Annotated in this window: 16 protein-coding genes and 1 pseudogene; 6 read left to right on the plus strand and 11 right to left on the minus strand. The window is 72.8% G+C overall.

Going from position 1 to position 21,447, the window contains the following annotated elements; translation table 11 throughout:
* Position 1: 1 nt before the first annotated feature.
* From ACFWY5_RS45505 to ACFWY5_RS45520, 4 genes are read left to right on the plus strand one after another with little or no spacing between them, the layout of a single operon-like run.
* Complete coding sequence (locus tag ACFWY5_RS45505; RefSeq protein ID WP_379612669.1) at positions 2-745, plus strand: SDR family NAD(P)-dependent oxidoreductase; 744 nt, start codon at positions 2-4, stop codon at positions 743-745.
* A gap of 13 nt (positions 746-758) precedes the next feature.
* Complete coding sequence (locus tag ACFWY5_RS45510) at positions 759-2,012, plus strand: aminotransferase class V-fold PLP-dependent enzyme (protein WP_379612670.1); 1,254 nt, start codon at positions 759-761, stop codon at positions 2,010-2,012.
* On the plus strand, positions 2,002-4,083 hold the full coding sequence (locus ACFWY5_RS45515) for a hydantoinase/oxoprolinase family protein (protein WP_379612671.1): 2,082 nt from the start codon (positions 2,002-2,004) through the stop codon (positions 4,081-4,083). The genes ACFWY5_RS45510 and ACFWY5_RS45515 overlap by 11 nt, the downstream gene beginning before the upstream one ends.
* Entirely contained in the window at positions 4,080-5,876 is a 1,797-nt protein-coding gene (locus ACFWY5_RS45520; RefSeq protein WP_379638591.1) for a hydantoinase B/oxoprolinase family protein, read from the plus strand. Before ACFWY5_RS45515 ends, ACFWY5_RS45520 begins: the two co-directional genes overlap by 4 nt.
* On the opposite strand, the gene ACFWY5_RS45525 is transcribed toward ACFWY5_RS45520, so the two are convergent.
* The 9 genes from ACFWY5_RS45525 to ACFWY5_RS45565 all read right to left on the minus strand — a co-directional run bounded on the left by ACFWY5_RS45525 (position 5,873) and on the right by ACFWY5_RS45565 (position 15,914).
* Complete coding sequence (locus ACFWY5_RS45525; protein WP_379638592.1) at positions 5,873-7,429, minus strand: dipeptide ABC transporter ATP-binding protein; 1,557 nt, start codon at positions 7,427-7,429, stop codon at positions 5,873-5,875. The two genes, ACFWY5_RS45520 and ACFWY5_RS45525, sit on opposite strands and share 4 nt — an antisense overlap.
* Complete coding sequence (locus ACFWY5_RS45530; protein ID WP_379638593.1) at positions 7,426-8,208, minus strand: ABC transporter permease; 783 nt, start codon at positions 8,206-8,208, stop codon at positions 7,426-7,428. Before ACFWY5_RS45530 ends, ACFWY5_RS45525 begins: the two co-directional genes overlap by 4 nt.
* 21 nt (positions 8,209-8,229) lie before the next feature.
* Positions 8,230-9,135, minus strand: a complete 906-nt coding sequence (locus tag ACFWY5_RS45535) for an ABC transporter permease (RefSeq protein WP_379638594.1) — start codon at positions 9,133-9,135, stop codon at positions 8,230-8,232.
* Positions 9,132-10,727: an ABC transporter substrate-binding protein gene (locus ACFWY5_RS45540; RefSeq protein WP_379638595.1), complete on the minus strand. Its 1,596-nt coding sequence runs from the start codon at positions 10,725-10,727 to the stop codon at positions 9,132-9,134. Before ACFWY5_RS45540 ends, ACFWY5_RS45535 begins: the two co-directional genes overlap by 4 nt.
* Complete coding sequence (locus tag ACFWY5_RS45545) at positions 10,724-11,815, minus strand: MsnO8 family LLM class oxidoreductase (RefSeq protein WP_379638596.1); 1,092 nt, start codon at positions 11,813-11,815, stop codon at positions 10,724-10,726. Before ACFWY5_RS45545 ends, ACFWY5_RS45540 begins: the two co-directional genes overlap by 4 nt.
* On the minus strand, positions 11,812-12,846 hold the full coding sequence (locus tag ACFWY5_RS45550) for an LLM class flavin-dependent oxidoreductase (RefSeq protein ID WP_379638597.1): 1,035 nt from the start codon (positions 12,844-12,846) through the stop codon (positions 11,812-11,814). The genes ACFWY5_RS45545 and ACFWY5_RS45550 overlap by 4 nt, the downstream gene beginning before the upstream one ends.
* Positions 12,843-13,988, minus strand: coding sequence for an LLM class flavin-dependent oxidoreductase (locus tag ACFWY5_RS45555; RefSeq protein ID WP_379638598.1), 1,146 nt, complete (start codon positions 13,986-13,988; stop codon positions 12,843-12,845). Before ACFWY5_RS45555 ends, ACFWY5_RS45550 begins: the two co-directional genes overlap by 4 nt.
* Positions 13,985-15,304 (minus strand): NtaA/DmoA family FMN-dependent monooxygenase, encoded by a 1,320-nt coding sequence (locus ACFWY5_RS45560; RefSeq protein ID WP_379638599.1) that lies wholly within the window; start codon positions 15,302-15,304, stop codon positions 13,985-13,987. Before ACFWY5_RS45560 ends, ACFWY5_RS45555 begins: the two co-directional genes overlap by 4 nt.
* 97 nt (positions 15,305-15,401) lie before the next feature.
* The gene (locus ACFWY5_RS45565; RefSeq protein ID WP_379612681.1) at positions 15,402-15,914 is read right to left on the minus strand and encodes a flavin reductase family protein; all 513 of its coding nucleotides are present in this window, start codon (positions 15,912-15,914) and stop codon (positions 15,402-15,404) included.
* Between the two features lie 268 nt (positions 15,915-16,182).
* On the opposite strand from ACFWY5_RS45565, the gene ACFWY5_RS45570 reads away from it, so the two are divergent.
* Both ACFWY5_RS45570 and ACFWY5_RS45575 read left to right on the plus strand, forming a co-directional pair.
* A complete protein-coding gene (locus ACFWY5_RS45570) occupies positions 16,183-17,073 on the plus strand; it encodes an oxidoreductase (RefSeq protein WP_379638600.1) in 891 nt (296 codons plus the stop codon).
* Between the two features lie 132 nt (positions 17,074-17,205).
* Positions 17,206-17,943: a MerR family transcriptional regulator gene (locus ACFWY5_RS45575; RefSeq protein WP_379638601.1), complete on the plus strand. Its 738-nt coding sequence runs from the start codon at positions 17,206-17,208 to the stop codon at positions 17,941-17,943.
* Between the two features lie 213 nt (positions 17,944-18,156).
* Here the strand turns inward: ACFWY5_RS45575 and ACFWY5_RS45580 are convergent.
* Positions 18,157-19,092, minus strand: a pseudogene (locus ACFWY5_RS45580) (helix-turn-helix domain-containing protein); the annotation flags it as partial.
* Complete coding sequence (locus ACFWY5_RS45585; RefSeq protein WP_379638603.1) at positions 19,064-21,415, minus strand: S8 family serine peptidase; 2,352 nt, start codon at positions 21,413-21,415, stop codon at positions 19,064-19,066. The pseudogene ACFWY5_RS45580 and the gene ACFWY5_RS45585, both read right to left, overlap by 29 nt.
* Positions 21,416-21,447 lie beyond the last annotated feature (32 nt).

The following is a 21,447-nucleotide window of genomic DNA, read 5'->3' on the forward strand; positions in this document are numbered from 1 at the left end:
CATGTTCGACCTGTCAGGCAAGGTCGCCGTGGTCACCGGCGCCAGCTCCGGCATCGGGGCGGAGATCGCCCGCGCGGCGGGCGCGGCGGGCGCCCGCGTGGTCCTGGCCGGCCGCTCCGCGGCCCGGCTGGAGGAGGCCGCGAAGGCGGTGACCGCCGCCGGAGCCGAGGCGGCCACCGTGGCCGTGGACCTGCGCGCCGACGACGCGCCCGCGGCGATCGTCGAGGCGGCGCTGGCCCGGTTCGGCCGGATCGACGTCCTGATCCACTCGGCCGGGATCTACACGCAGGCCTCCCTGGAGGAGACCACCGACGAGGTGTTCGACGACCAGTGGACGATCAACGTGCGGGCGCCCTTCCGGCTCACCCGGGCGGTCCTGCCCCACCTCGGCGACGGCGCCTCGATCATCTTCGTCTCCTCCATGTCAGGACATGTCGGCTCGCCCGGCGACAGCGCGTACTGCGCCTCCAAGGGCGCCGTGGAGCTCATGGTCAAGGCCCTGGCCACGGAGCTGGCGCCCGCCGGGATCCGGGTCAACGCGGTCGCGCCGGGAAACGTGCACACCCCGATCAACCGGGAGCTGATCACCACCGAGGTGGAGCGGGAGATCGTGGCCGCCACCCCCGCCGGGCGCATCGGGCTGGTGCGCGACATCAGCCCGGCGGTCGTGTTCCTGGCCTCCGACGCCGCGGCGTACGTGGTCGGCGCGAGCCTGCCCATCGACGGCGGCTTCATCGCCCAGTAAGAAGGAGTTTGGCATGACCCGTTTCCCCAGTGGCGTCGCATCCGCCGACTGGCACCGCGAACTCGACCGGCTGGAGCTGGTCTCCCGTTTCCCCGAGACCTCGCGCAACCTCTTCGACGAAGGCCCGCACCTGGTCTCGACACCCGATCTGCCCTGGGGAGACGCGGTCCGCGAGGCGTCCGTGGAGGCGTATCGCCGCTTCATCCACGGTGAAACCTGGATCACCGGCGGCGGCGCGCGCGAGATGGAAGCCGAGATCGTGCGATGGATGGGCCGCCTGCTCGGCGCCGCGGAACCGGCCGGTTTCGTGACGTCCGGCGGCTCGGAGTCCAACATGTGCGCCATCCTGACCGCCAGGCAGCTGTCCGGGCGCCGTACCGGAAGCGTCGTCTATCCCGACAACGGCCACTACTCCCTGCCCAAGCTGTGCGCGATGTTCGGCCTCGACCCGGTGCCCGTCCCCGCTCCGCCGGAGGGGCTGCACCTGGTGGACCCCGCCGCCATCGAGGCGGCGATCCGCCCGGACACCGTCGCCCTGATCGCGACCGCCGGCACGTGGGCGTACGGCAGCATCGACCCGATCGAGGCGATGAGCGAGATCGCGCGCAGGCGGGGACTCTACCTCCACGTCGACGGCGCGTTCGGCGGCTACATCCTGCCCTTCCTGGAGCGTTCCGGCTACGACCCCGGCATCCCGCCCTGGGACTTCCGCCTGCCCGGCGTCTGCTCGATCAGCGCCGACCTGCACAAGAACGGCATGGCCCCGCCGCCGGCCGGCACGTTGTTCTTCCGCGACGCCTCCCTGCTCGCCGCGGCGAAGGAGATCTGCCCGCCCAACGGCACGATGTCCGGCACCCGCGGCACCGGGCCCATCGCGGGCGCCTGGACCATGGTCAAGCTCCTGGGCGAGGCCGGGTACACCGCCGTCTCGCTGGCGTCGATGGCCATGCGCGACGAACTGGCCGAAGGCGTGCGCGAGATCGACGGCCTGAGCGTGTATCCCGGCTCGCGGATCAACATGTCGCTCATCCACTCCGCCACCCTCGACCTGCGGCCGGTGGCCGACGAGCTGCGGGCACGCGGGTGGATGTTCGCCGCCCGCGCGGTGCCCGCCCCGGTCGGCATCGTCGTGGTGCCCATGCCGCACAACCATGGGCAGATCCCCCACTTCCTCGACGATCTCCGCGATGCGGTACGGCTGGCCGTACCGCTGACCGGCGACGCGGACGAGGCCGAGCGAGAGAGCGTGTCCAGCTATGGCTTCTGAAGCCTCCCTGCGGGTGTCGGTGGACATCGGCGGGACCTTCACCGATCTGGTGGTGGAACGCGAGGCCCGCCTGCGCCTGTTCAAGTCGCCGACGGTGCCGGACGACCCGGTGCTCGGCATCCTGAACGTCCTGGGCATGGCCGCCGCGGCCGACGGCCTGCCGCTGGAGGCGTTCCTCGGCCGGGTCGAGACGTTCGTGCACGCGACCACCCGCGGCCTGAACGCCGTCCTCACCGGCACCACGGCCCGGACGGCGCTGCTCACCACCGCCGGTCATCCGGACATCCTGCTGCTGCGCGAGGGCGGCAGGCGCGACCCGTTCGACTTCACCACGCCCTTCCCCGAGCCGTACGTCCCCCGCTCGCTCACCTTCGAGGTGGACGAGCGCGTCTCGGCCACCGGCGCGGTCCTGCGCCCGCTGGACGTGGCGGCGCTGGAGCGCACCTGCGACCGGCTGATCGAGGCGGAGGCCGAGGCGGTCGCGGTCTGCCTGCTGTGGGCCACGGTCAACCCCGAGCACGAACGGGCCGTGGGCGAGGTGCTCCGGCGCCGGCTGCCCGGGGTGCCGCACACGCTCTCCCACGCGCTCAACCCGTCCCTGCGCGAGTACCGCCGGGCCTCCTCCGCGGCCATCGACGCCTCGCTCAAGCCGTTGATGAGCGCCTACTTCGACGGGCTCACCGCCCGGCTGCGCGCGGCCGGGCTGACGGGCCGCATTCTGATGGTCACCTCCGCCGGCGGCGTCGCCGACGTGGACGACGCCATCGCCATGCCGATTCTCACGATCAACTCGGGCCCGTCGATGGCGCCGGTGGCCGGGCGCGCCTACGCCTTCACCGACCTGGGCGCGGACGAGGTGATCGTCGCGGACGCGGGCGGCACCACCTACGACGTGACGCTGGTGCGCAAGGGCGAGATCCCCTCGACCCGATCGGCGTGGGTGGGCGCCGAGGGCACCGGGCACATGACCGGCCTGGCGTCCATCGACGTCAAGAGCGTCGGCGCGGGCGGCGGCAGCATCGCCTGGGTGGACTCCGGCGGCCTGCTGCACGTCGGTCCGCGCAGCGCGGGTTCGGTGCCGGGCCCCGCCTGTTACGGGCGCGGCGGCACCGCGGCCACGGTGACCGACGCCGCGCTGGTGCTGGGCTACCTGGACCCGGACTCCTTCTCCAACGGCTCGATGACCCTGGACCCGGCCGCCGCCGTGGCCGCGGTCACCCGGGACGTCGCCGGGCCGCTCGGGCTCGATCCCGTCGGCGCCGCCCGGGCGATCCTGGAGCTGACCACCGAGCAGATGGTCCGCGCCATCGAGGAGATCACCCTGCAGCAGGGCATCGATCCCGGCCGTGCCGTCCTGGTGGGCGGAGGCGGCGCCGCCGGGCTCAACGCGGTCGCGGTGGCCGGCCGCCTGGGCAGCCGCAGCCTGGTCGTCCCCGCGGTGGGCGCCGCCCTCGCCGCGGCGGGCGCGCTCATGTCCGACCTCACCGCGGTGTACTCGGCCACGGTCCCGGCCGTGACCAGCTCCTTCGACACCGGCAAGGTCAACCGCGCGCTCGCCGGCCTGCACGGCCGCTGCCGGGAGTTCGTCGCCAGGATGCCGGGCTCCGGCGCCTCCATCACCCTGTACGCCGAAGCGCGCTACCCGCAGCAGATCTGGGAACTGGAAGTGCCGTTGCGGGTACGCGCCTTCGGGCCCGGCGACGTCGGGGAGTTCGAGACCGACTTCCACGCCATGCACCGGCAGATCCTCGGCATCGCCGACGAGGCCTCGCCGGTGGAGGTGGTGAGCTGGGACGCGAGGGTACGCGTCGCGCTGCCCGGCTCCGGTGGCACGCTGACGACCCGGCTCACCGATCCGCGGCGGCCGTCGGTACGGCGGGCCTTCGTAACCGGTCACGGCATGACCGACGTCCCGGTACGCCCCCTGGCCACGATCGCGCCGGGGGAACGGGTGCCGGGACCGGTGCTCGTCGAGTCGCCGTTCACCACGGTGGTGATCGCCGACACCATCAGCACTGCGGAGCTGGGACCCTCCGGCTCCCTGATCATCAACAGAGGTGACGCCGCATGACCAGTGTGGAAGCGCCCGCGCCGGGCCGTACCGGGGAGCGGCTGGACGGAGCCCGGCTCGCGGTGCTCAGCCACCGCTTCGAGGCCATCGTGCGCCGGATGTCGAACACCCTGGCCCGGTCGGGACGCTCCGGCGTGCTGAACACCGCCAGGGACTTCTCCTGCTGCGTGCTCACCGCCGCCGGCGAGGTGCTGATGACCGGCGACAGCCCGCCCATCCACGTGATGGGCGGCCCCGACCTGCAGGCCCGGTCGATGCTGGAGTTCTATCCCCGGCCCCGGGCGGGTGACGCGTTCCTGCACAACTCGCCCTACCACGGCAACACGCACGCGGCCGATCACTCCATCCTGGTGCCGGTCGTGGACGACGACGGCGTGCACCGCTTCACCGTGCTGGCCAAGGCCCATCAGGCGGACTGCGGCAACTCGGTGCCCACCACCTACATGGCCAGCGCCCGCGACGTGTACGAGGAGGGGGCGCTGATCTTCCCGGTCGTCCGGGTGCAGGACGCGTACGCCGACTGCGCGGACATCCTGCGCATGTGCGAGATGCGCATCCGGGTGCCCGAGCAGTGGCGCGGCGACTACCTAGCGGTCCTGGGCAGCGCCCGCATCGGTGAACGCGCGCTGCTCCAGCTCGCCGGCGAGGTCGGCTGGGACACGCTGACCGGCTTCGCCCGCGACTGGCTCGACTACGGCGAAGCCCGCATGGAGGCGGCGATCCGCGCGCTGCCCGCCGGGGTGGCGACCACCGCGACCCGGCACGATCCCTTCCCCGGCGTGCCCGACGGCGTGCCGATCCAGGCCACGGTCGCCGTCCGGCCGGAGGCGGGAATGATCGAGGTCGATCTGCGCGACAACCCCGACTGCGTGCCGTCCGGCCTGAACCTCAGCGAGGCCGCTTCGCGTACGGCGGCGCTCATCGGCGTGTTCAACAGCATCGACCACACCGTCCCGCACAACCAGGGCAGCTTCCGGCGCGTGCGGGTGGCCCTGCGCGACAACTGTGTCGTCGGCATCCCCCGCCACCCCTTCAGCTGTTCGGTGGCCACCACGAACCTGGCCAACCGGGTGGGCAACATCGTCCAGCGCGCGATGGCCGAGATCGGGGCGGACATGGGGCTGGCGGAGGTCGGCTCCGGCATGTCGCCGTCCGAGGCCGTCGTGTCCGGCACCGACGGGCGTACCGGCGCCCCCTTCGTCAACCAGATCTTCATCGGCCCCAACGGCGGCGCCGGCGGACCGGCCGCCGACGGCTGGCTGACCATGAGCGACCTCGGCAGCGGCGGCACGCTGTTGCTGGACAGCGTGGAGATCGACGAGCTCAAGCAGCCGATCGTCATCCACCGGAGGCAGTTGGCACCCGACACCGAAGGAGCGGGCCGGCATCGCGGCGCCCCGGGCCTGGAGGTCGAGTACGGCCCGCTCGGCGGCACGATCGCGGCCATCTACGCCAACGACGGCTCGATCAACCCGATGATGGGCGCCAGGGGCGGCCTGCCCGGCGCCCCGTCGGCCCAGCTCAAGCGGGAGCGCGACGGGACGCTGCGTCCGGTGGACATCTGCGGCCCGGTCCACGTCGAGGACGGCGAGCGGCTGCTCGCCCGCACGAGCGGGGGTGGCGGGTACGGTCCCCCGCACACCCGCGCGCCGGAGGCGGTGGCCCGCGACGTGCGGGAGGGCTGGATCACGGTGGCGCGGGCCCGCGAGGTCTACCTGGTCGCCCTGGACGCCGGCGGTCACCCGGACCCGGCCGGGACGGCCCGCCTGCGCTCCGCTCAGGTGCCCGTCTAGAGGGTGGAGAGTTCCAGGCGGGGCACGGCGGCCATCAACGCCTGGGTGTAGGGGTGGCGGGGCCGGGTGAACACCTCCTCGGCCTCGCCCTCCTCCACCACCCGGCCGTCCTTCATCACGAGCACGCGGTCGGCGATGGCGGCGACCACGGCCAGGTCGTGGGAGATGAACACGATGGCGGTGCCGTACTCGGCCTGGATGCCGGCGAGCAGATCGAGGACCTGGGCCTGGATGGAGACGTCGAGCGCGGAGACCGGCTCGTCGCAGACCAGCACGTCGGGGCGGGGGCCGAGGGCGCGGGCGATGGCGACGCGCTGGCGCTGACCGCCGGACAGCACGCGGGGACGAAGGGCGGCCGTCTCCGGCGGCAGCCCGACGCGGGCCAGCAGGTCGAGCACCCGCGCGGTCCGCTCCGCCCTGGGCAGGCGCAGCGGTTCGGCGATGAGGCGGCCGACGGTGTGGCGGGGGTCGAAGGAGTCGAGCGGGCTCTGTGAGATGAGCTGGATCCTGGGCCGGAGCGGGCGGCGTTCGCGTTCCCGCAGGTGGGTCCATGGCCGGCCGTCCAGGGTGACGTGGCCGTGATCGGGTTCGAGCAGGGCGAGGGCCAGGCGGGCGAGCGTGGTCTTGCCCGATCCGGACTCGCCCACGACGCCGAGCGTCTCGCCCTTGTGGAGAACGAAGGAGACGTCCTGGACGACGCGGCGGGGGCCGTACGAGCGAGTGAGTCCTGTGCCCGCGAGGGCCTGAACGGACGGGTCGGGGGCGGGGCGGGGCGCCCGGGACGTCGCGGAGGGCACGGCGGCGAGCAGCGCGCGGGTGTAGGCGTGCCTGGGCGCGGCCAGAACTTCCCGCGCGGGCCCCTCCTCCACGATCCGGCCGTCCTTCATGACCAGGATGCGGTCGGCGACGGCGGCGACCACGGCCAGGTCGTGGCTGATGAGCAGCAGCGCGGTGCCGGCGGCCCCGCGCTCGGCGAGCAGGCGCAGGATCTGGGCCTGGATCGTGACGTCGAGCGCGGTGGTGGGCTCGTCGGCGATGATCAATGCGGGGTCGGCGGCGATGGCGGAGGCGATGAGCGCCCGCTGCCGCAGCCCGCCGGAGAGCTGGTGCGGGTACTGCCCGGCCCGGGTCCGCGGTTCCGGCACGCCCACGGCGCTGAGCAGTTCGGCCACCCGCTCCGCGCGGCGGGCCCGGGGCACGACGTCGTGCAGGGCGAGCACCTCGGCGATCTCGGCGCCCACGGTGCGCAGCGGGTCGAGCGAGACCAGCGCGTCCTGGAGGACGAGCCCGGCGAACCCGCCGCGCAGCCGCCGCCAGTCGCCGGGGGTGAAGGCGAGGGCGTCCCGGCCGGAGACGCGGAACGTCGCCGCCCGGACGGCCGAGCCGGGTCCGGCCAGGCCGAGCAGGGTACGCGCGGTGACGCTCTTGCCCGAGCCGGACTCGCCGACAATCGCCACGCGTTCGCCGGGCTCGATCGACAGGGAGATGCCGCGGACGACCTCGGCCGGGCCGAAGCTCACGCGCAGATCCTCCACGGTCACCAGCGAGGTCATGGTGTTCTCCCCTCGAAGCGGCGTTGCGGGCGGCGCCCGACGACGGTCAGGCAGACGACGGTGAGCGTGATCGCCAGGCCCGGGAAGAGCGCCTCCCACCAGGCGACCCGCAGGTAGTTGCGGGCCTCGGAGAGCATCGCGCCCCACTCGGCGGCGGGCGGCTGCGGCCCCATGCCGAGGAAACTGAGCCCGGCGCTCGCGATGACGGCCTGGCCGAGGCCGATCGTGGCGAGCATGGGGATCGGGCCGAGCACGTTGGGCAGCACGTGCCCGGCGATGATCGCCAGGCGGGAACGGCCGGAGGTGACCGCCTGCTCGACATAGCCGGAGTGGCGCACGACGAAGGTCTGGGCGCGGATCACGCGGGCGTAGTTCGGGATCTGGGCGATCGCGATGGCGACGATGACGTTGACGGTGCCGGGGCCGGTGATCGCCACCACCAGGAGTGCGAGCAGCAGTTCGGGCAGCGTGGACAGCACGTCGAACGAGCGGGCCAGCGCCTCGTCGAGCCACTTCGGCGACAGCCCTGCGGCGAGACCGAGCAGCATGCCGCAGATGACGGCCAGGGCGGAGGCGGCGAGGCCGATGCTGAGCGAGTGGCGGGCGCCGTGGACGACCCGGGCCAGCACGTCGCGGCCGAGGTGGTCGGTGCCGAACCAGTGGCCGGCGCCGGGCGGGGCCAGCGCGTTCAACGGGTCGGCGGCCAGCGGATCGGCGGAGGTGAGCAGGACCGGCACGGTCACGGCCAGGGCGAGAACGGCGAGAAAAGCCACGGGCACGTGTGAGAGCTTGGGCACGCCTCAGCCCCGTATCCGGGGGTCGATGACGCGGTAGGCCAGGTCGAGCAGCGTGCTGATGGTGACGTACACGACGGCCGACAGCAGCACGACGGCCATCACGACCGGCATGTCCCGGCCGGTCACCGCCTGCATCGCCACCTGGCCGAGCCCGGGACGCCCGAACAGCACCTCGGTGATCACCGCGCCGCCCAGCAGCGTCCCGGTGAACCACCCGGCCAGCGTCAGGGCGGGGATCAGCGCGTGCCGCAGGGCGTGCCGGGCGACCAGCGCGCGCTCGGTGAGCCCGCGCGCCCGCGCGGTCACCGCGAACGGCTGCTCCAGCGCCCGCTCCAGCCCGCCGCGCAGCACCTGCCCGAGCACGCCCGCGACCGGCAGTCCCAGCGCGAGCGCGGGCAGCACCAGCGCCTGCGGCCCCTGCGCCCCGGAGACGGGGAACCAGCCGAGCGTGAACGAGAACACCGACAGCAGCACGATCCCGATGAGGAACGGCGGCACCGACACCGACACCAGTTCGGCGGCCGAGGCGGCGCCGCGCAGCCACCGGCCCCTACCCGCCGTGACGATCGCGATGATCCCGGCCAGCGCCACCCCGGTCCCGGCGGCGGCCAGCGTGAGCTGCGCGGTCGGCCCGACCTGCGTGGCGAGGATCTCGCCGACGCCGCGCTGCAACTGGTACGAGCGGCCGAGGTCGCCGTGCAGCAGCCGCCACAGGTAGGCCAGGTACTGGACGAACTCGGGCCGGTCGAGCCCCCACTCGGTGATGATCCTCGTTCTGATCTCCGGTGTGTCGGGGCCGTCGCCGACGAGGATGTCGACGGTGTCGCCGGGAGCGAGCAGGAGCGCGACGTACGAGGCGGTGGCGGCGGCCCAGAGCACGGCCAGCCCGGTGCCCAGCCGCTTGATCATGTGCCGATCCGCACGTCGTACGCGCTCGCCGGGGTGCCGCTCGCGGGGTCGAAGCCGAGCCCCTGCACGCTCCTACTCGCTGCGATCTGGTCGGCGGGGACGTAGAGCGGGAAGACGATGGCGTTGTCCACGACGGCCGCCCGCTGGACCCGCGCGTACAGTTTCCCGCGTTCGGCCTGGTCATGGGTGGCGGAGGCGGCCTTGAGCCAGGCGTCAACCCGCGGGTCGGCGAAGCGGGTGCGGTTGATGGCGGCCTTCTCCGGCAGGATGAGGTTGAGCGCGGCGCCCGCGTCGGAGTCGCCGCGGGAGTTGCCGAACAGCTCGTACGCGTTCTCCTCCAGGGCCTTCTGCGCGCTGCCCTGGTCCAGGATCCTGACCTGGAAGTCGATGCCGGCGTTCTGCTTGACCTGGGCCTGGACGGCCTGGGCGAGGATGTCGCGGCGGTCGCGGACGAACGGCGCCGAGGCGACCTCGCCTACCGTGAGCCGCCTGCCGTTCTTGACCCGGTAGCCTTCGGCGTCGCGTTGTTTCCATCCGGCCGCGTCGAGCAGGGCGTTGGCTTTGGCGACGTCGCCGCCGTACCGGTTCTCGAGGGTGGCGTCGTAGAAGGGGCTCTTCGCGCCGACGATGCTCCACGCTCTGGTGGCGGTGCCCTGGTAGACGGACTGCAGCACGGCGTCCACGTTCACGGCCTCGCGGAACGCCTCGCGTACGCGCTTGTCGTCGAAGGGGGCGTGGGAGGTGTTGAAGTAGTAGGAGTAGGCGGTGCCGGAGTTCAGCGAGGTCAGCAGGGCCAGGTCCGGGTCCTTCTTGATCAGGGCCACCTCCGTGGCGGGGACGCCCTCGATGACCTGCACCTGTCCGGAGCTGAGCGCGCCGATCCGGACGGCGGCCTCGGGCAGGAACCGGTAGGTGATGGCGGAAAGGTGGGCGGGGCCCCGGTGGGCCGCCCCCGCGGGCGGCCAGTTGTAGGCGGGGTTGCGGCGGTAGTGGATCTCCTGTCCCTGGACGTACCTGTCGAGGATGAACGGTCCGGTTCCGACCAGGTCGAGTCCGCCGAACTTGAGATCTTTGGCGCTCTTGAGCGCCTTCGGCGAGACCTGCCCCGCGTAGGGCGAGGCGAGGAAGTCCAGGAACAGCGCGTCGGCCTCCTTGAGGGTGATCTTCACCTGGTACGGCGCCGCCACCTGCGCCCGGTCGAAGGCCTTGAGCTGGATCGCGGCCACCGCCGGGTTGTAGCCCGGCACGAGGAACTGGTCGAGGTTGGCCTTGACGGCGGCGGCGTCGAACCTCGTGCCGTCGTGGAACGTGACGTCCCGGCGCAGGTCGAGCGTGTAGGTCAGCTCGTCGTCCGAGACCTTCCACGAGGTGGCGAGCCACGGCCGGAAGGAGCCGTCCCCGGCCTTGGACAGCAGCGCGTCGAACTGGTTGAACACGAGCGGCCTGACCTTGTTCTGCGCCCACAACTGCGGGTTCAGGGTGATCGGCTGCGTCTCGATGGCCCACGTCAGCGTGGTGGCCGGGGCGGACTCCGCGGGCTGGGCACCGCACGCGGCGAGGCCCAGAAGAAGGACGGGGATCAGGCGCTTCACGGGCGGTTCCATGCGTCGGCGAGCAGCTCGTAGGAGATTGCCCGGTCTTCGTGGCGGTGGGTGATGGTGGTGATGAGCAGTTCGTCGGCCCCGGTCACCCGGCGCAACACGCGCAGCCCCTCCGCCACCTGGTCCGGCGGGCCGACGAACCGCGTGTCGAGGCGGTCCTTGACCAGCTCCCGGTCGGCGTCGGTCCAGACGTGGGCGTCGGCCTCCTCGGGAGTCGGGTACGGCATCGCGCCCGCGCCGGTCCTGATGCTGCGGACCCACAGGTCGTACCCCTTGGCCACCTCGCGGGCCGTGGACTCGTCGGCGGCGGCGAGCACGTCCGCCGAGACGATCACGTACGGCTCGGCCAGCGCGCCCGACGGTTTGAACGCCGCCCGGTACGCCTGGACGGCATCCAGCACGCCGGACGGGCTGACGTGGTAGTTGGCGGCGAACGGCAGCCCCCGCTCCCCCGCGACCTGGGCGCTCTGCCCGCCGCTGCTGCCGAGGATCCAGACCTGCGCGCCGGCCCCCTCACCGGGGACGGCGGGCGCCTCGTGGGTGCCGTCGAGGAAGGCGAGCACGTCGTCGATCTGGCCGGCGAAGCCGGGCGTCCGGGCGCCGGGCTGCTGAAGCAGGGTGGCGTAATGGACGAGATGGGGGTGCCCGGCCAGCCGCGAGAAGTCGAACGGCGGCGGGATGAGCAGCCCGTCCACGACGCGGGCGTCCTTCTTCTCGAAGGCCGGCGCCTTGGCGAGCTCGGCGCGGCGCTGCCCCGAGCGGCCTATCCCCAGGTCGACGCGGCCCGGATACAGGGCGTCGATGAGCCCGAACTGCTCGACCACGGACAGCGGCGTCTGGTGCCCGAGCTGCACGGCGCCCGATCCGACCCGGATCGTGGAGGTGGCCGCCGCCACGAGGGCGATGAGCACGGCCGGGGCGGAGGAGGCGACGCCGGGCGCGAAGTGGTGCTCGGCGAGCCAGTAGCGGCGGTAGCCGAGCTCCTCGGCCCGCCGGGCGAGGTCGAGGGTGTTGCGCAGCGCTTCGGCGGCGGTCCGCCCCGAGCTGATCGGGGCGAGGTCGAGAATGGACAGGGTCACGACACGCCTCCGGGGAACGGCCGGCTGGGGATCTCCGCGCGCAGCACGGGCGCGATCTCGGTCTGGAACAGCTCCAGCGCCTTCCGGTGCTGACCAGGTGTGAGCCCGCCGGCGTCGGCCTGCAGGTGCATGACCTCGTGCCCGAACCGCTTGTGGTAGCGCAGCACCTTGTCGATGATCTGCCGCGGGCTGCCGACCAGGATCGAGCCGCGCTCGATGGCGTCCTCCAGCGTCGGGAAGACGATGGGCAGCCCGGCTTCGCGCTGGAACGCCACGCGGGCGTCGTAGATCGGCCGGTACGTCGCGATCGCCTCCTGGGAGGTGGGGGCGGTGTAGAAGCCCGCGCTCCCGGCTCCGACCAGCGCGTCCGCGGGATCGTGCCCGTAGTGCGCCCAGCGCCGCCGGTAGTGGTCGATCAAGTCGGCATAGGGATCGATGGGGTTGCTGACGTTGGCGGAGAACAGCGGGTCGCCGTAGCGGGCGGCCAGGTCCACCGACTCCTTGCTGGTGGCGCTGCCGTGCCAGACCCGGATCGGCCGTTGCAGCGGCCGCGGCCAGGTCTCGGCCTCGGTGAGCGACGGCCGGAACGCGCCCGCCCAGGTGACCTTGTCCTCGCGCCACAGGCGGCGGAACAGCTCGTACGCCTCCCTGTTGCGCTCCCACTGGTCCTCGGCCGTTACGTGGAAGAGCCTGGCCTGCGCGGCCCCGTTGCCCTTGCCGATGATCAGCTCCAGCCGGCCTTCCGACAGGTGGTCCAGGGTGGCGTAGTCCTCGTACGCCCGGACCGGGTCCAGCAGGCTCAGCGTGGTGACCGCCGTGAACAGCCGGATCCTGGACGTCCTGGCCGCGATGTGGCTGAGCACCACCGGCGGCGAGGAGGAGAGGAACGGCCACTCGTGCCGCTCCCCCACGCCGAACCCGTCGAAGCCGAGCTCCTCGGCCAGCACCGCGTTCCCGACGACCTCACGGAACCGCTCGGTGGGCGATCGATCGTCGTGGTGGGGGATCAACGTGATGAGCAGAAATTTCATGTCACCTCCGCGTAGCGGCTGAGCGGGCGCGGCAGGCCGAGCAACCCGCGCAGCGTGGCGGCCTCGTACGCGTGCCGGAACACCCCGTGCCCGCGCAACTCGGCCGTCAGCCCGCGGGCGATCTGTTCCAGGTCGTACGGCAGCGCGCCGGGCCGCAGCCGGAATCCCTGGATCCCGGCCCGGCGCCACTCCAGCAGCAGGCCGGCGAGTTCGGTCACGGTCCCGGCGAAGATCGCGGCATCGGAGACGAGCTCGGCCCCGTCCCGTTCGTCCAGGCGCGCCTTGCGCCGGACCGCGTCCTCGCCGAGGAACACGACCAGGTCGGCGAAGATCTTCAGCTCGCCGGACAGCCCGCCGACCTCCTCGACGATGGCGCGGGCATGGTCGGCGGAGTGCGGGGTGACGTAGACGACGTCGGCGCCGGCCGCGGCGAACTCGTACGGCAGCCGCGCGTGGGCGAGCGCGGTCACCACCGGCTGCCCCTGCGGCGGCCTGGGCGTGATGGACGGCCCCTTGACCGAGAAGTACCGCCCGGCGAAGTCGATGTAGTGGAGCTTGTCCCGGTCGATGAAACGGCCGGTGGCAACGTCGCGGATCTCGGCGTCGTCCTCCCAGCTGTCCCAGAGCCGCCTGGCCACCTCGACCGCGTCCGTGGCCTCGGCGAACAGTTCGCGTACCTGCGGATCAGCTTCGTGAGCCAGTGGCTTCAGCGGCGGGACCTCCTTGCGGCCGAAGTGCCGCGCCTCCGAGGCGCGCGGCGAGATCTGCGCCCGCCACCCCGCCCGGCCGCCGCTGACGTGGTCGAGCGTGGCGATGCCGATGGCCACGTGGAACGGCTCGGTGTGGGTGACGGTCGCGGTCGGCACCAGCCCGATCCGGCTGGTGACCGGCGCCAGCCGGGCCGCGAGCAGCACGGCGTCGAACCGTCCCCGCACCTGGTCGGCACGGTCGTCGTCGCCGTCGGGAAGGGTGGACTGCAGTCCCAGGGCGTCCTCGATGGTCACGAAGTCGAGCAGGCCGCGCTCGGCCTCGGCCACGAGCCCGGCCCAGCGGCGGACGGAGAAGAGATCCGGCGGTGCTTCGCGCCAGGCGGCGGGGTGCCACCCCGCGCCGTCCAGCGCCACGGCCAGGTGCAGCGTCATACCAGCCCCAGGTGTTCTCGGAGGGTGGCGCCGGTGTAGTCGGCGCGGAAGGCGCCGCGCTCCTGCAGCAGCGGCACCACCCGGTCCACGAACTCGTCCGGCCCGCCGGGCGTCAGGTGCGGGACGAGGATGAAGCCGTCGGCGGCCTTCGCCCGCACGTGCTCGTCGATCCGCCGGGCCACGCTCTCCGGGGTGCCGATGAACGTCTGCCGCCCGGTCACCTCGATGACCAGTTCGCGGATCGACAGTCCCTTCTCCTCGGCCAGCGCCCGCCACTTGGCGGCGACGGCGAGGCGGTCCTTGAGCGGCACCCTGCCCTGGGAGACGCCCTCGGACAGGTCCGGCTCGATGTCCGGCAGCGGGCCTTCCGGGTCGTAGGCGGACATGTCACGACCCCAAACCTGCTCCAGGAACGCCGTCGCGGTCTGCGGGCCGACCTGCTGACGGCGGATCGCGGCCGCGTTCCCGGCCGCCTCCGCCCCGGTGTCGCCCAGCGCGAACGTCACGCCTGGCATGATCTTGAGCTGGTGCGGCGCGCGGCCGTACCTGGCCAGGCGGCGTTTGACGTCGGCGTAGAAGCGTTTGCCGTCCTCCAGGCCGCCGTGCGGCGTGAAGATCACGTCGGCGTGCGCGGCGGCGAACTCGCGGCCCTCGTCGGAGTCGCCCGCCTGGATGACGACCGGGTGACCCTGCGGGCTGCGGGGCGTGGTGAACCGGCCTTCGACGGAGAAGTGGGCGCCGCTGTGCTCGACCGTCCCGATGCCGCCTTCGCCGACGAACCGGCCCGTGTCCGGGTCCGCCACGACCGCGTCCGGCCGCCAGGAGTCCCACAGCTCGCGCGACAGCCGCAGGAACTCCGCGGCCCGCTCGTAGCGCTGGGAACGGTCGAGGAAGCCGCCGCGGCGGAAGTTCTCGCCGGTGAACGCGTCGGAGGTGGTCACCACGTTCCACGCGGCCCGGCCCTCGCTCAGATGGTCGAGCGTGGACAGGCGCCTGGCCAGCTCGTACGGCTCGTTGAAGGTGGCGTTCACGGTCCCGGCCAGGCCGAGGCGGTCGGTGACCGCGGCCAGGGCGCTGAGCACGGTGAGCGCCTCCGGGCGGCCCACCACGTCGAGGTCGTGGATGCGCCCCTTGAGCTCGCGCAGCCGTAGCCCTTCGGCGAGGAAGAAGAAGTCGAGCTTGCCGCGCTCGGCCGTCCTGGCCAGGTGGGCGAACGAGGCGAAGTCGATCTGGCTGCCGGAGCGGGGGTCGGCCCAGACGGTGGTGTCGTTCACGCCGGGGAAGTGGGCCGCCAGATGGATCTGGGTGCGCGTCATCGACCGTGCCCGTGCGGGGCTTGCTGGCGGAGGTGGTGGCCGGCGGGGCTCGCGTACGCCCGCGGCTGCGTGAATGTGGACACAAGCTGCTCCGGGTTCAGGAGTCGGGGTGGGCCAGGAAGCGGCCGAAGCGGCCCTGGTGGTAGAGGAGCGGGCGGCCGGTGTGCCGCACGTGGGTGTCGGCGACCAGCCCGACCACCAGGACGTGGTCGCCGACCTCGGCTCGCTCGTAGGGCAGGCAGATCAGATGCGCGCAGACGTCCCGCAGGAGAGGGGCGCCCAGCGGTCCCGGCCGCCAGCGGGTGGGCGCGGCGAACCGGTCGATGTTCTTGCGGGCGAAGCGGGCTGCCAGCTCGGCCTGGTCGCTGGCCAGGATGTTGACCGCGAAGTGGTCGGCGGCGCCCAGCCGGGGCCAGGTGGTGGAGGAACGGTCCACGTAGAAGGAGACCAGGGGTGGTTCGAGGCTGACGGAGGAGAAGGACGTGGCGGTGAGGCCGACGGGCAGGCCGTCGCTCTGGGCGGTGATGACCACGACGCCGCTGGCGTGCACGGCCAGCGCCTGCCTGAACTGGTCGGCGGCGATGGACCGGTCGGGCAGCGTGTCGGTCATGCGGGCGAGCCCGTTCTGTCGGGGTGACCGGATGTCGGCGTTGGCTTGATCACGAGGGGTTCCTCACGAGAGTGGGCATGCTCGCGCGGGGGGACGCGGAGAAGGAGGAGTCGTCGGTGGCTACAGGTCCATGATCAGCGACACTGGGCGGAGCGCCTGGTCAGCAGGAAACCCTGGCTCATACCAACGAAGCTAGGCCGAGACCTCCCTAAAGTCAATATTTCCTACTTGTTTATAGGGTTATTTCCTCGTCTGCTTTGCTGTCGCCATGACCACAGCACGCACGCCGGACGCCACGTCGGCCGGACACTTCACGATCGGCGGCGACCTCGACCTCGCCCGGATCGGCTATGGCTGCATGAAACTGACCGGCTGGCCGCAGGGCGCCCGCCGGCCGGACCACGACACCGCGCTCGCCGTCCTGCGCCGTGCGGTGGAGCTCGGCGTCAACCACCTCGACACCAGCTACTACTACCGCCGCGACGGGGTGGCCGCCAACGACCTCATCCGCGAGGCGTTGCACCCGTACCCGGCCGGCCTGGCGATCGTCACCAAGGTCGGGCCGATCATGGAAGGCGAGGAGAACCGCGAGCCCGGCACGCGCATCGGGCTGACCGCCGGCGGGCTGCGCCGCGCCGTCGAGGCGAACCTGTCATCGCTGGGCGTCGACCGGCTCGACCTGGTGAACCTGCGGATGGACGGCGCCGTCACGCCCGCGGAAGGCTCCATGGAGTCGGCGCTCGAGACGCTGTCCGGCTTGCGGGACGAAGGAATGATCCGGCACCTCGGCATCTCCAACGTGTCAGCGCCCCAGTTGGCCCGGGCGCTGGCCGTCGCGCCGATCGTGAGCGTGCAGAACCTGTACAACGTCGGCCGCCGCCGGCACGAGGACATGGTGGACTCCTGCGCGCGGGCCGGGATCGCGTTCGTACCGTTCTTCCCCATCAGCGAGTTCGACGAGGACGTGACCGCGCGCCTGGCCGGGGTCGCCGCCCGGCACGGCGCGACCGTGCCGCAGGTCGCGCTGGCCTGGCTCCTGGCCCGGTCGCCCTCGATCCTGGTGATACCGGGCACCGGGTCGGTCGCGCACCTGGAGGAGAACATCGCCGCCGGAGATGTGCGGCTGAGCGCCGGGGACCTCACCGAACTGGCCGGCTAGTCGCAGGTACGGCGAGCGGCCCGTTCGGCCCACGATCCGCCGCCTCCTGGAGGCCGCGATCCACTGCTGAGACGCGAAACTCCGCGCATCACGGATTGACTCTCGGGTTACCCGAGGGCCGATGGTGGAGTGGTGGATGACGATGAAGTAGTGACCATCGGCCGGTTCGCCCGGCTGACCGGGTTGTCGATCGGCACGCTGCGCCATTACGACGAGGTCGGCCTGCTGTCACCGGCCTCGGTGGATCCCGCCACCGGATACCGCCGCTACCGCCGCTCGCAGGCCGGGCGGGCCCGGCGGATCCGCACGCTGCGATGGGACGACCTGCCCATCGACCAGATCCGCCAGATCATCGACGACGAGTCCGGCGCCGTGACCAGGGAGATCCTGGCCCGGCACCTGAGCCTTCTCCAACGCCGCCGCGACCTGCTGACCGCCAGGATCGGCGACACCCAGCGCTTCCTCCAGGAGGGATTCACCGTGCCGGAAGTTCAGACCGGTTGCCGCCCCGTCCAGCTCAAGATCGCCGTCGACGACCTCGACGCGGCGGTGTCCTTCTACGCCGAGGCGTTCGCCTTCCGCTACGACGTGGCCAGGCGTACCGAGGAAGCCGACCACTCCGCCTTCCTCTTCGGCGCCTACGGCCGGGACGACTTCTTCCTGATCCACCTCATCGCCTCCCGGGACCACATGGACTGTCCCGGCATCTCAACCTTCGGCCTGCTGACCGACGACATCGACACCCGCCACGCCCGCGCCGTCACCGCCGGCGCGACCGAGGCCGTCGCCCCGCACGACCCCGACGGCATGCCCCGCTGCTCGGCCGTCCGCGACCCGAGCGGCAACTGGATCTGGCTCTACCAGGCCTGACCCGGCGTGGGCGTCCTGGTGTTCGATCAGGTAGGCGATGGCCAGCGTTTCCAGGAGTTCGGCCGGGCCGTCGCGCAGGCCCAGCACGTTGAACGCCCATACCGCCTGGGCCCGGCGGGACGCCCTCCGCGCCGCCTCCCGGCTGTCCCATCGGCGCCGGTCGGCGAGGAGATCGGCGATCGTGAGCGACGGGCGCACGATGAGGCGTTCGGCCGCCACGCGCAGGGCCAGCGGAAGGTGTCCGCACTCCCGTGCCAGGCGAGCGGCGGCCTCGGGTTCCGCGGCGACGCGTTCGGCGCCGGCGACGGCCGCCAGCAGGTCGGCGGACTCGGCGGCGGTGAGCGGGCTCAGGGCCAGGTGGTGGGCGCCGTCGCGGGCGACCAGACCGCCCAGGCAGTGGCGGCTGGTGACCAGGACGAGGCATCCGGCGTTGCCGGGCAGCAGGGCGCGGACCTGGTCGGGGGTGGCGGCGTCGTCCAGCAGGACGAGCATGCGCCGGTCGCCGATCAGGCTGCGGAGCAGGGCGGCCCGCTCGCCCACCTCGGCGGGCAGGTGCCGCAGATCCGGGGCGAGCGCCCGGAGGAACCTGGCCTGCGCCTCTGCGGGCGGCATCGGGTCGGCGCCGGAACCGCGCAGGTCGACGTGCAGCTGACCGTCCGGGAACCGGCCGGCCACGCGGTGCGCGAGGTGCACCGCCAGCGCGCTCTTGCCGACGCCGGCCACTCCGTCGATCACCGCGATCGCGACGGCGTCGGCCGCGTCCGGCACCAGGGCCGCCAGGCGGGCGAGCTCGGAGGAACGGCCGGTGAAGCCCGCCACGTCATGCGGCAACTGGGCCGGACGCCGCCACGCGGGCGGATCGGCCACGGCACGTTCCCACAACGCCACCAGCCGCGCGGTGTCCCCGCGGCACGCCTCGCTGATGGCTTCGACGGCCTGCCGGGACGGCAGCAGCTTGCCGTTGAGGTAACGCTCCAGCGAGGACTTGCTGCAGTGCGTACGCGCCGCCATCTGGACCAGCCCCAGACCGGAGGCGGCCTTGAGAACACGCAGTTCGGCCGCGAGTCTGCGGGCGTGTAGCCCGTCCACCGCCACAGGGCTCATGTGCCCGCCTCCCCTTCTAGCCCCTCGCGAAGTAGGCGTGGGCATCGACGTCGACGCTCACCTGTGCGGTCCCCTCGTTCTTCAGCACCACCGACCCGTCGGCGCGCACGGCGGCGGTGGTGAAGCCGACGGCGTCCTTGCCCGCCGGGTACGCGACCACCCGCGAGGTCGTGGGCCCGCTCTGCGGCACCACCGAGACGACGCCGCTCGCCGCGCCCCTGGCGGCGACGGTCAGCCCGACCGCGGTGACGCCGGTGAAACGCAGCGTCGTGGTGCCGCCCGCCGCAATGGCCAGCGCTCTGGCCGCGGGCGTGGGGCGGATCGCCTTGACGACCGACGCCCGCTGCGCGGTGGTGTAGTAGCCGGCGACGTCCACGGAGATCTCGGCGCCGCCGTAGCCGAGGTTGTGCACGTTGATCTTCCCGTCGGGGCCGGGCTTGACGATCGTGTGGAACTGCGTGGCGAGGCCCGCCGGGTAGTCGGCGTTGGCCTCGGCCGGGAAGACGTCGCCGGCGGCGTACACGCGGATGGTGCCCGTCGAGGGGCTCTTCAGGATGACCGTGAGGGCGACCTGGGCCACGCCGGTCGCGGGCAGGCCGGGCATCTCGGCGGTGGACAGCTGGTGGTTGCCCCACGCGGGGACGACGGTGCGGTCGGCCACCCGCGCCGGCGTGATCGGGACGTAGGTGCCGCCCACGACGGCCACCGCGTGGTCGAGGGTGTGGCCGTGCGCGTCGAGCGTCACCCTGACCGCGCCCGTGCCGCGGTTGACGACCTTGACCTTCCCGTCCGCGCCGACCCTGGTGATGATCATCGTGGAAGCGAAGCGGGTGTGGTCGTAGGCGAGGACCTTTCCGTCCGGTTCCTGCTCATTGGAGGCGTGTACGGCCAGCGCCCCCGCCCCGAATCCCTCGCCCTTGGCGCTGACGTTGAGCGAGACGGCCCGCAATCCCTGGGCGGGCAGCCCGGCCACGCCCGCGACCTGAACGGCCATGGCCGAGTTCGCGCTGATCTGGACGTTGTCCAGGAGCCTGCCGCGGGAGTGGAAATACTGGTCGGGCCCCGGCCGGGGGGTCGCGTCCAGGGCGGCGGCATCGAGCTGGAGACGTGGCGTGGTGGCGCCCGGGTAGCCGATGGCCCGCCCGCTCTCTTCCAGCTTGGCCTCCAGAGCGGCGGGGCCGAGCCCGGGGAAGGCCTGGCGCAGGACGGCGAGCGCGCCGGAGACGTGCGGGGCGGCCATGGAGGTGCCGCTCATCGGCGCCCAGCCGTTCCCCGGCACCGAGGAGATGATGTCGCTGCCCGGGGCGAGGAGATCCAGGAGCGGGCCGCGGTTGCTGAAGGCGGACAGGGTGTCGGCGTCGGTGGTGCCGCCCACGGCGATCGCCGAGGACACGCAGGCCGGAGCGGTGATCGCGTCCGGGAAGCCGTCGTTGCCCGCGGCGACCACCGTGGCGACGCCCGCGGTGAGCAGGGTGTCGATGACGGCCTTGCGGGGGTCGCTGTCGCAGGGCGCGGTGTGCCGGCCGGCGCCCAGGCTCAGGTTGGCCGCCACGATGGGCAGCGTCTGCCTCAGCGCCTGGACCTTCTCCAGCCCAGCGAGTTGGGCGCTGGGGAAGCTGAGCACGCACGGCGCGCGGCCGGAGCCGCAGAAGTCGTCGGAGTCGAACCTGCTGAAGATCTGGATGGCCACGATGCCGGCTCCGGGCGCCACACCGCCGCCGTCGTCGCCGTCGAGCCCTTCGCCGTCACCGGCGATGATCCCGGCCACGTGCGTACCGTGCGAGCAGTCGAGCAGTTCGCCGGCGCACTGGCCGCTCTCGGCGTCGGCGGAGCCCGCGCCCTCCTGCCGGGTGGCGCCGTTCGGGCACAGGCTGGAGGCGGAGTAGTCGAGGTCGGCGGGCGAGAAGCACGCCTCCGCCACGACCCGGCCACCCAGGAACGGATGCCCGGCGGCGACCCCGGTGTCCAGCACGGCCACGACGCCGCCCGCGCCGGTCAGCCCGGCCGCCCTGGTGCGGTCGCCGCCGATCAGCGGAACGCTCCGCCCGAGAACCGCAGGCACCGGCCGGTCCTCGGACACGCTGACCACGCCCGGCAGGCCGGTCAGCCGCCGCAGCCCCGCCCGGTCGGTACGCAGGGTGACCACGGGCAGGCGCGACAACGTCTGGAGCACCTGCCCGGCGCCGGACGCGGCGGACAGATCGGCGCGTTCCCTCGTCACCACGTTGACCCGCAGCTCGGCTCCCGTAGCGAGCTGCGCGGCCAGTCCCGGCTCCACCCAAGGTCCCGCCGTCGCGTTCGACGTGCCGGCCGCCACGGTGATCGAGGACAGCAGGAACGCCACCGCGACGATGGCTAATCGCCTCATGAGCCTCTCCTTCAGGGCGCGGGGCACGATGC

The organism is Nonomuraea sp. NPDC059007 (assembly GCF_042740555.1).
Classification (GTDB): domain Bacteria; phylum Actinomycetota; class Actinomycetes; order Streptosporangiales; family Streptosporangiaceae; genus Nonomuraea.